8 protein-coding genes are annotated in these 8,947 nt (G+C 71.1%); 6 read left to right on the top strand and 2 right to left on the bottom strand.

Annotated features, from left to right (window positions below; all coding sequences use genetic code 11):
* The 4 genes from PO768_RS26500 to PO768_RS26515 all read left to right on the top strand — a co-directional run.
* A partial coding sequence (locus PO768_RS26500) for a class II glutamine amidotransferase (protein ID WP_272648450.1) occupies nt 1-119 on the top strand: 119 nt, incomplete at its 5' end.
* A 79-nt stretch (nt 120-198) separates the two neighbouring features.
* On the top strand, nt 199-1,266 hold the full coding sequence (locus PO768_RS26505; RefSeq protein ID WP_272648445.1) for a sensor histidine kinase: 1,068 nt from the start codon (nt 199-201) through the stop codon (nt 1,264-1,266).
* On the top strand, nt 1,263-2,027 hold the full coding sequence (locus PO768_RS26510; RefSeq protein WP_272648446.1) for a LytR/AlgR family response regulator transcription factor: 765 nt from the start codon (nt 1,263-1,265) through the stop codon (nt 2,025-2,027). The genes PO768_RS26505 and PO768_RS26510 overlap by 4 nt, the downstream gene beginning before the upstream one ends.
* An 87-nt stretch (nt 2,028-2,114) precedes the next feature.
* A complete protein-coding gene (locus PO768_RS26515) occupies nt 2,115-3,818 on the top strand; it encodes a M14 family metallopeptidase (protein WP_272648447.1) in 1,704 nt (567 codons plus the stop codon).
* Nucleotides 3,819-3,820: 2 nt separating this feature from the next.
* Here the strand turns inward: PO768_RS26515 and PO768_RS26520 are convergent, their stop codons facing one another.
* Nucleotides 3,821-6,778 (bottom strand): transglycosylase domain-containing protein, encoded by a 2,958-nt coding sequence (locus tag PO768_RS26520; RefSeq protein WP_272648448.1) that lies wholly within the window; start codon nt 6,776-6,778, stop codon nt 3,821-3,823.
* A gap of 133 nt (nt 6,779-6,911) precedes the next feature.
* Nucleotides 6,912-7,628 (bottom strand): esterase, encoded by a 717-nt coding sequence (gene ypfH / locus PO768_RS26525; protein ID WP_262968901.1) that lies wholly within the window; start codon nt 7,626-7,628, stop codon nt 6,912-6,914.
* Nucleotides 7,629-7,685: 57 nt separating this feature from the next.
* On the opposite strand from ypfH, the gene PO768_RS26530 reads away from it, so the two are divergent.
* Nucleotides 7,686-8,162: a (2Fe-2S)-binding protein gene (locus PO768_RS26530; RefSeq protein WP_137942610.1), complete on the top strand. Its 477-nt coding sequence runs from the start codon at nt 7,686-7,688 to the stop codon at nt 8,160-8,162.
* Nucleotides 8,159-8,947 (top strand): molybdopterin cofactor-binding domain-containing protein (locus PO768_RS26535; RefSeq protein ID WP_272648449.1); only part of this gene is annotated, 789 nt, incomplete at its 3' end. The genes PO768_RS26530 and PO768_RS26535, both read left to right, overlap by 4 nt.

Genomic DNA, 8,947 nt, shown 5'->3' on the forward strand with positions numbered 1-8,947 from the left:
CGGCCCAGGACCGCGTCGCGGTGATCGCCACCGAGCCGCTGACCCGCGACGAACCCTGGGTCGCGTTCGCGCCCGGCGAGTTGAAGGTGTTTGTCGACGGCGCCCTGCTGGCGCGCTGAAGCCACCGCCCAACCGCCGAATCCGCCATTCGCCGCAGCACCAGCGAGCGGCGCCCGGCGCCTGCCTAGACTGTCACCCATGAGCGAATCCATCCGCAAGCCCGCCGCACTGGACTGGACCCAGTGGCTGTGCCCCGGGCCGCGCCGGGTTTTCTCCGCCGAGGAACTGGCGCGCGCCGGCACCCAGGCCTGGCCGCGCGGCATCGACCACTATGTCTACGGCAACACCCTGGTGATGCTGCTGATCTTCAGTGCCGAGCTGCCCGAGGGCTGGGGCCTGCCGGTGCTGCTGCTGAGCCTGGGCGCTGCGGCCGCCGCGCTGGCGGTTGCACGGTGGCTATGGAAGCAGCCGAGCCGGCTGCGCCTGAATATCGCCAGCTGGCTGCTGACCCTGCTGTTCCTGCTGGGCCTGCTGCTCTACCAGGGCCGGGGCCACCCGACGCCGGTCCTGCCGCTGCTGGTGGTGACCGGCGCGCTGGTGACGGCGCTGAGCGCCTGGTGGTTTCTGACCCTGTACCGGGTGCAGCAGATCGAGGCCCGGCTGGCCGAGCTGGACGAGCAGGCCCGCAGCCTGAGCCTGGCGCGCCGCCTCGCCACGGCCCAGATCCAGCCGCATTTCCTCTTCAACACCCTGGCCTCGCTGCAGCACTGGGTCGACACGCAGGACGGCCGCGCCGGCCCCACCTTGCGCTCCTTCACCCGCTATCTGCGCGCCACCCTGCCGATGTTCGAGCGCGATGCGCTGAGCCTGGCCGAGGAGCTGGCCATCGTGCGCAGCTATCTGGAGGTGATGCAGGCCCGGCTGGGCGAGCGGCTGCGCTGGGCGCTGCGGACCGAGCCGGGGCTCGATGCGCTGCAGCTGCCGCCCGGGGCCTTGCTGACCCTGGTCGAGAACGCGATTGCCCATGGCATCGAACCCAGCCTGCGCGGCGGTCGCATCGAGGTGCAGGTGCACGCCGAGGCGGGCCGGGTGCTGCTGGAAGTCAGCGATGATGGCGCCGGCCTGACGGCAGCGCCCTGCGATGGCGTCGGCCTCGCCAACACCCGCGCCCGCCTGGCCCAGCTGCATGGCGAGCGCGCCCGGCTTGAAGTCCTGCCGCAGCAGCCCGGCTGCCTGGCCCGCATCACGATTGACCCGCATCCATGAGCGACATCAAAGCCCTGATTGCCGATGACGAAGAAGGCCCGCGCGAGCAGCTGCGCGCGGCGCTGGCCCGGCTGTGGCCCGAGCTGCAGATCGTGGCCGCCAGCGCCAATGGGGTCGACGCCTGGGACGACTATCTGGCCGACGAGCCGCAGATCTGCTTTCTCGACATCCGCATGCCCGGCCTGAGCGGCCTCGAGGTGGCGCGCCGCATGGCCGCCACCGCCACGCCGCCGCAGGTCGTCTTCGTCACCGCCTTCGACGACCACGCCATCTCGGCCTTCGACGCCGGTGCGGTCGACTATCTGTTGAAGCCGGTGGACGAGGCCCGCCTGAGCCAGGCCATCACGCGCCTGCAGGGTCGAGTGCAGCGCCGGCAGCCAGGCCCCGATCTGCAGGCGCTGCTGCAGCAGCTGCTGCCGCAGGTGGCCGCGGCCCGTCTGCAGCGCCCGATCCAGGCCTCGCTGGGCCGCGAGGTCAAGCTGATCGCGCCGGAGGACGTGATCTTCTTCGAGAGCGACAACCGCTACACCCGGGTCGTGCATCTGGGTGGCGAGGCCTTGATACGCACGCCGCTGAAGGAGCTGCTGGCCAGCCTGGACGCCGAGCAGTTCTGGCAGGTGCACCGCTCGGTGCTGGTCAACAGCCGCCAGATCGCCAGCGCCCTGCGCATCGACGAGAACACCATGGTGCTGACCCTGAAGGGCCGCGAGGAGAGGCTGCCGGTGTCGCGCCAGTTCCAGGGCCTGTTCAAGGGCCAGTGACGCGCAGCGCACCCAAGCGGGTCAACCCGGCTGCGGCGAGACCGGGCTTTGGGCACAATCGGCCGCACTGCCAATACCGCTCCCGCCATGTCAGCCCTGCCCAGCCCGCGATTCGACGAGTTCTACCGCTACGAGGAGCTGAGCCAGCTCCTGTTCGCCTATGCCGAGGCGCGGCCCAATCTGGTCTCGGTGCGCAGCATCGGCAAGAGCTACGAGGGCCGCGATATCTGGGCGCTGGTGCTGACCAATACCGCCACCGGCGCCGACATCGACAAGCCGGCCTTCTGGCTGGACGGCAATATCCACGCCGCCGAGCTGACCGCCTCGACCACCTGCCTGTACTACCTGCACGACCTGCTGCTCAAGTACGGCACTGATGTGCAGGTGACCCAGTTGCTGGACACGCGAGTCATCTATATGGTGCCGCGCCTGAACCCCGACGGCGCCGAGCTGGCCCTTGCCGATCGGCCGCGCCACATCCGCTCCTCGACCCGCCGCTACCCCTATGACGAGGAGCCGGTCGACGGCCTGAGCATCGAGGACGTCGACGGCGACGGCCGCATCCTGACGATGCGCGTACCCGACCCGCATGGCGGCTACAAAAAGCATGATCAGGACCCGCGCCTGATGGTGGCGCGCGAGCCCGGCGAGTTCGGCGGCGAGTACTACCGGCTGATCCCCGAGGGCTTCATCAAGAACCACGACGGCCTGACGGTGACGGTCAACCGCGACCGCGAAGGGCTGGACCTGAACCGCAACTTCCCCAGCGAGTGGCGCCAGGAATACAAGCAGGTCGGCGCCGGCCCCTACCCGACCAGCGAGCCCGAGGTGCGGGCCATGGTGGACTTCATCACCGGCCACCCGAACATCGGCGCGGCGATCAGCTATCACACCCACAGCGGCGTGATCCTGCGTCCCATGGGCGGCCACAGCGACGAGGACATGATTCCCGAGGACCTGTGGGCCTACAAGCGCTTCTCGGAGCTGGGCGTCAAGCACAGCGGCTACCCGGCCATCAGCATCTGGCACGACTTCAAATACCACCCCAAGGAAGTCATCTCCGGCACCCAGGACTGGGTCTATGAGCATCTGGGCGCGCTGTTCTGGGTGGTCGAGATCTGGTCGCCCAACAAGGAGGCCGGCATCGAGGGCTATAAGTGGATCGACTGGTACCGCGACCATCCGGTCGAGGACGATCTGAAGCTCTTGAAGTGGAGCGACGAGCAGTGCGAGGGCCGGGCCCATGTGGACTGGCGGCCCTTCCAGCACCCGCAGCTCGGCGCGGTCGAGATCGGCGGCTGGGACAAGATGAACTACTGGCGCAATCCGCCGCCGCATCTGCGCGAGCGCGAGGCCGCGCGCTTCCCGGGCTGGATGAACCAGATCGCGCTGTCCCTGCCCAAGCTGGAGCTCTTGCGCACCGAGGTGCGGGCGCTCGGCCCCGACACCTGGCGGGTGCGCCTGGCGGTGGCCAATAGCGGCTATCTGCCGGCCTACATCACCAAGCGGGCGCTGGAGCGCAAGGTGGTGCGCGGCGTGATGTTCGAGATCCACCTGCCGCCCGGCAACCCCGAGATCAGCCTGCTCGGCGGCAAGGAGCGCATCGAAGGCCCGCAGCTGGAAGGCCATGCGCCCAAGCAGAGCCAGCAGGCCTTCCTGCCCAGCCGCGAGGTCACGGCCGACCGGGCCGTCGGCGAGTGGGTGGTGCGCGCGCCCAAGGGCACGCGGCTGGCGCTTACCGCCAGTGCCGAGCGGGCCGGCACGGTGCGGACCGAGGTCGTGCTCGACTGAATTCAGTCCACGCTGCAGCGCTCCTTTTGCAAGCTCGCCAGCAGCGACGGCCCCAGCGACTTCAGCAGCTGCACCGACAGCGCGCTGGTGAAGTGGTAGCGCGCCGCATCGGGCTCGTGCACATAGCTGGTGACGGTGCCGAAGTAGCGCTCGCCCAGCGTGAAGACCAGGGTGCCGGAGCGCTCGACGACGCGCTCCGAGATCAGGCGGCCGTTCTTGTCGACCCGGGTCTGGCGATGGTCGCCGGTGCCGGTCTTGCCGCCCACCGGCAAGACCTGACCCTGGGCGTCGAGAAAGACGCCGCGCAGCCGCCTTGCTGTGCCGTCCTCGACCACCGCAACCAGGGCGCGCCAGGCGGCTTCGGCCACCGCCGGCGCCAGCACCTGCTGCACCGCCGCACCACGCGCCTCCAGCCGGGTGTCGAAGGGCGTGCCAGCCGCGAAATGCAGGGCCTCGATCGGCTGCTGGGGCCGGCGCGCGCCCTGGTTGACGATGATGCCCATCAGCTCGGCCAGCGCCGCCGGGCGGTCGCCGGAGGCGCCGATCGCGCTGGCATAGGAGGGTGTCAGCCGGTCGAAGGGATAGCCCAGCCGGCGCCATGACTGCAGCAGGCCGCCGAAGGCCTCGCGCTCCAGCATCTGGCGCAGGCGCTGGTCCTGGGCGGCGCGCTGGCGGGTCTTGAACAGCCAGGCATAGGCCTGCTGGCGGGCCTCGGCGCTGGCCGCCAGCAGCTCCTCGGGGCCGGCGTCCGGGGTCTGCTGCAGCTGCCCCACCAGCCACAGCTCGAGCGGGTGGCGGCCGGCCAGATAGGCCCGGTCGGCCAGCGACAGCGCCTGGTAGCGGCGGTGCGTGGCGGCATCGACCTTCGCCTGGGGTAGCTGCTCGGCCAGCCAGGCGCGCAGCCGCGCTTCGTCGGCCGCCGGCTCCAGCAGATAGAGCAGGGCGGCGCGGGCCGGCAGCGTCGGCCGCGTGTCGGCCAGCAGCCGCTCGCGCGCCTGTGCGGCCGACAGGCCCTGGTATTGGCGCAGAAAGCCGGCCAGGTAGTGACCGCCCTCGGCCGCGGCGAAGCGCTGCAGCAGGGCCTGGCGGCGCGGATGCCCGGGCTCGGCCATCAGCGCGGCAGCGTCGCCGCCGTGGATGCGATGCTGGATGATGTCGCGCATCAGCCGGATGAAGACCAGATTGACCGAGTGCTTGAAGGCCTCGCTGACCGAAAACTGCTGGTGCTGGTGTTCGGGCGCGAAATTCTCGAAGCGGTGCAGGCCGCCGCCGGTGAAGAAGGCCTCGCCCGGATGGGCCGAGTAGCGGCGCTGCAGCGCGGCGTCCAGCATCGCCGGCAGCTCGCGCGGCGGCTGGGTTTGCAGCAGGTAGTCGCGGGCCCACAGCGACAGCGCATCGCGGCCGGACGGCGCCAGCGCGCGCAGCGCCTCGGGCGTCAAGCCGGCCCAGCGCTGGTGCAGCTCGGCGATGACTTCCAGATAGGAGATCAGCGTGCGCAGCTTGGCGGTCGAGCCCAGGTCCAGCTTGGCGCCCAGATTGACGTCGAAGGGCTGGGCCAGGCTGTCGGCCTGCACGCGCAGCCGGTTGCTGTGTGCGCCGCGCTCGTAAATCGTCAGGCTGAACACCAGCGGGCGCAGGTCGGCACCGGCCTCCAGCAGATGGGGGCCGTAAAGCCCGGCGGCGCGCGCCGCTTCGGGCTTTTGCAGCCCCGCCAGCGTGCGCGTGGCCAGGGCCTGGGCGCGGCCATCCAGGCTGGTCTGCACCGCCAGATCGAGCCGGTCCAGCTCGTAGCTGCGCGGCATGTCCAGCAGCGCGGCCAGCTTGACCCGCAGCGCGCCGCTGGCCTTGCGCTGCACGAAGTCTGGCCGCTGCGGCTGCGGCCCTGGCTCGGCCCGTGTCAGCGCCAGCGGCAGTGCCGCATCGCGCAAGCCCAGCGGGATCGCGCCGGCCTCGGCCAGCAGGCGCAGATAGCTGTCGGTCAGGCGCCGCAGCGCCTGACCGTCGCCGCGCAGGAACTGGCTCGGGCGGCGCTGCGCGATCAGCAGCGACAGCGCCTGCTTGTAGGCCAGGGCCTGGGCCGGGCTCGCGTCGGTCTGCTGCAGCAAGAGGCGGTTGACGCTGTCGGCGTCACGCCCATACCAGGCCCAGAGCCCGTCGCCGAGGCCGTGCACCTCGCCGATGCCGGGGCGCGCGGCCAGCGGCACGGTGTTCAGATAGTCGCGCAGGATCTCGCGCCGGCGCCCCAGGGTCTGCTCGCCGTCCAGATAGGCGCGCTGCGAGGCCGAGGCCATCTGGCGCAGCTTCTCGCCGACCGAGCCGGTGCGGCCCTGCGGCGAATGGCGGTATTTCTCGATCTGGGTCGCCAGGGTCGAGCCGCCGGACGCCGGCCGGCTGGCATCGATGCGTTGCTGCAACTGTTGCAGCGCGGCCTTGCCGAAGCGCTCGGGGTCCAGCGCCGGGTTGCGGCGCGGCGCGTCCTCGTCGAGCAGATGGCGGTCCTCGATGAACAGCAGGGTCTGCACCAGCAGCGGCGGGATGTCCTCGAAGCGCGCGTACTGGCGCTGCGGCTGGCGCAGCGCCAGCAAGGCCTCGCCACGGCAGTCGCGCAGCAGCAGGCCGGCCTGGCTTTTTTCGCGGTAGGGGATGAACAAGCCCTGTCCGGCCATGGCCAGCAGCTGCGGCGACTGGCGGGCCTGGCTGGCGACGACGAAACCCTGCTGCTGCAGGCGCTCGATGTGCTGCGGCAGCGCGCTATAGCCCATGCGTTCGTCGTAGGGGCCATCGCCCGGGAAGCTGATGCTGGGGCTGGGGCCGGCCTCGACGCGGTAGCTGGCCTCGCGCGCCGCCGAGGACCACAGCGTGGCCTGCAGCCGCGAGCTGCGCAGCTCGGTAAAGCCCGCCAGCGCCGCCGTGGCCGCCAGTCCACCACCCAGCCAGATCAGTCCGACCGCCCTTGCCATGACCGCCTCGCATCACGCTTGACCGGTCTTCAGTCTGTGCTTTCGCGCCGCCCGGAGCAAGTGACGATCCCGCAGATGAGCGGCCGATGAGCGGCCCGGATCGCCCGCTTATCGGCGCATCGCGGCGCCGCCCTCAGCTGGGCTTGCGATCCTGCTCGGCGGCCGCCAGCACGGCCTCGCGCCACAGCCGGGCCGGCACAAAGGTGCGCAGCTGCTCCATCGCCTTGGCGATCAGCTCGGGGTGCAGCTCGTGGCCGATGCCGGGCTTGACGTCGGCGGTGACATCGGCGCCCAGCTGCACCAGGATCTGGGCCGCCTGCACGATGTCGCGGTAGGGCATGCGCTCGTCGGCCATGCCGTGCAAGAGGTGCAGGCTGACCTCCTCGGGGGCGTGCTCGGGCAGGCTGGCATAGCGGCCGCCGAAGGCCAGCACGCGGCCGGCCAGCCGGGGCTCGGCCTGCACCGCCTCCAGCGCCATGATGGCGCCCTGCGAGAAGCCGCCCAGGGCGACGCGCTCCCAGGGCAGCTCGAAGTGATCCGCCCAGTGCCGCACCAGCGCGATGAAGCCGGGCAGCGCGGCCGCGACCCGTTCGATGCGGCTGCTGTCGTCGATCCGCTGCAGCGAAAACCATTGGTAACCTGCGGCCGCAGTCGCTGCCCCGTCGAAGGCCTCGGGCGCATCGATACTCAGCACCGCGGCCTGCGGGTACTGGGCGCGCAGGGCCTGGGCCAGCGGCGTCATCTGCGAGCCATCGCTGCCCAGGCCGTGGAACAGCAGGAACAACAGCTGCGGAGCCTGGCCATCGGGCAGCAGCATCAGGGTGGGCGTGGGGAGGTCGGGCTTGCTCATGGCCCTATTGTGAATCGCGGAACGCCGTGCGGCGTCGCAAGCGGAAAGAGGGCGGGGATGGAACTGAAGGTCAACGGGCAGGTTCATGCGCTGCCCGCGCATGCGGACGATGCCGCGATGCCGCTGCTGTGGGTGCTGCGCGACGGGCTGAACCTGACCGGCACCAAGTTCGGCTGTGGCGTCGCGGCCTGCGGCGCCTGCACCGTGCATATCGATGGCCAGGCCGCGCGTGCCTGCGTGACGCCGCTGGCCAGCGTGCAGGGCAAGGCCGTCACGACCATCGAGGGCCTGGCAGCCGGCGCGCTGCAGCAGGCCTGGATAGCCCACCAGGTGCCGCAGTGCGGCTACTGCCAGAGCGGCATGCTGATGGCCGCCGCCGCGCTGCTGGCCGGCAAGCGCAGGCCCAGCGACGCCGACATCGACGCGGCGATGACCAATCTGTGCCGCTGCGGCACTTATCCGCGCGTGCGCGCGGCGATCAAGGATGCGGCCGCCCAGATGAGCGCGCCCAAGCCGGCGGGCCAGCGCGCATGAAGCGCCGCACGCTGCTGCTGTCCGGTCTTGGCGCGGCCGGCGCCCTGCTGGTGGGCTTTGCCGCGCTGCCGCCGCGCAGCCGGCTGGGCCATGCGAAGACGCAGGCCGTGGTCGACGGCGAGATCGGCCTGAATGGCTGGATCAAGATCGCCGCCGACGGCAGCGTGCTGCTGGCGATGAACCGCAGCGAGATGGGCCAGGGCGTGCATACCGCGCTGGCCCAGCTGGTGGCCGAGGAACTGGCCGTGCCGCTGGCGCGGCTGCGGCTGATCGCGGCCGGCCACGAGTCGCTGTACGGCAATGTCGCGATGTTTGTCGGGCAGTTGCCGCTCCCGCCGCGCAGCCTGGAGCCGGGCCAGGAAAGCCCGGCCGCAAGACTGGGAGCCTGGACCGTGGCCAAGCTGGCGCGTGAGCTGGGTATCAACGCCACCGGTGGCAGCTCCAGCATCGCGGATGCCTGGGAGCCGCTGCGCTGGGCCGCCGCCACCGCCCGCCAGCAGCTGCTGGGCGCGGCCTCGCTGCGCTGGAAGCTGCCGCTGACCGAGTTGCGCATCAGCGCCGGCGTGATCAGCCATGTGGCCTCGGGCGATAGCGCCCACTACGGCGAGTTCGCCCAGGCGGCGGCCGCCACGCCGCCCGGCGAGGTGGGGCTGAAGCCGAGAGGGCAATGGACCCTGATCGGGCAGTCCGCGCCGCGCCTGGACCTGGCCGCCAAGATCGATGGCTCGGCGCGCTTTGGCATCGATGCGCGGCCGCCCGGCCTGCTGTATGCGGCGATCCGCCAC

Origin of the sequence: Paucibacter sp. XJ19-41, assembly GCF_028462495.1 — a bacterium.
Classification (GTDB): Bacteria; Pseudomonadota; Gammaproteobacteria; order Burkholderiales; family Burkholderiaceae_C; genus Roseateles_E.

Excerpts from the sequence above, each read along its gene's own strand:
- PO768_RS26505 (WP_272648445.1), top strand. The coding sequence starts at position 199 with ATGAGCGAATCCATCCGCAAGCCCGCCGCACTGGACTGGACCCAGTGG.
- PO768_RS26510 (WP_272648446.1), top strand. The coding sequence starts at position 1,263 with ATGAGCGACATCAAAGCCCTGATTGCCGATGACGAAGAAGGCCCGCGC.
- PO768_RS26515 (WP_272648447.1), top strand. The coding sequence starts at position 2,115 with ATGTCAGCCCTGCCCAGCCCGCGATTCGACGAGTTCTACCGCTACGAG.
- PO768_RS26520 (WP_272648448.1), bottom strand. The coding sequence starts at position 6,778 with ATGGCAAGGGCGGTCGGACTGATCTGGCTGGGTGGTGGACTGGCGGCC.
- ypfH (WP_262968901.1), bottom strand. The coding sequence starts at position 7,628 with ATGAGCAAGCCCGACCTCCCCACGCCCACCCTGATGCTGCTGCCCGAT.
- PO768_RS26530 (WP_137942610.1), top strand. The coding sequence starts at position 7,686 with ATGGAACTGAAGGTCAACGGGCAGGTTCATGCGCTGCCCGCGCATGCG.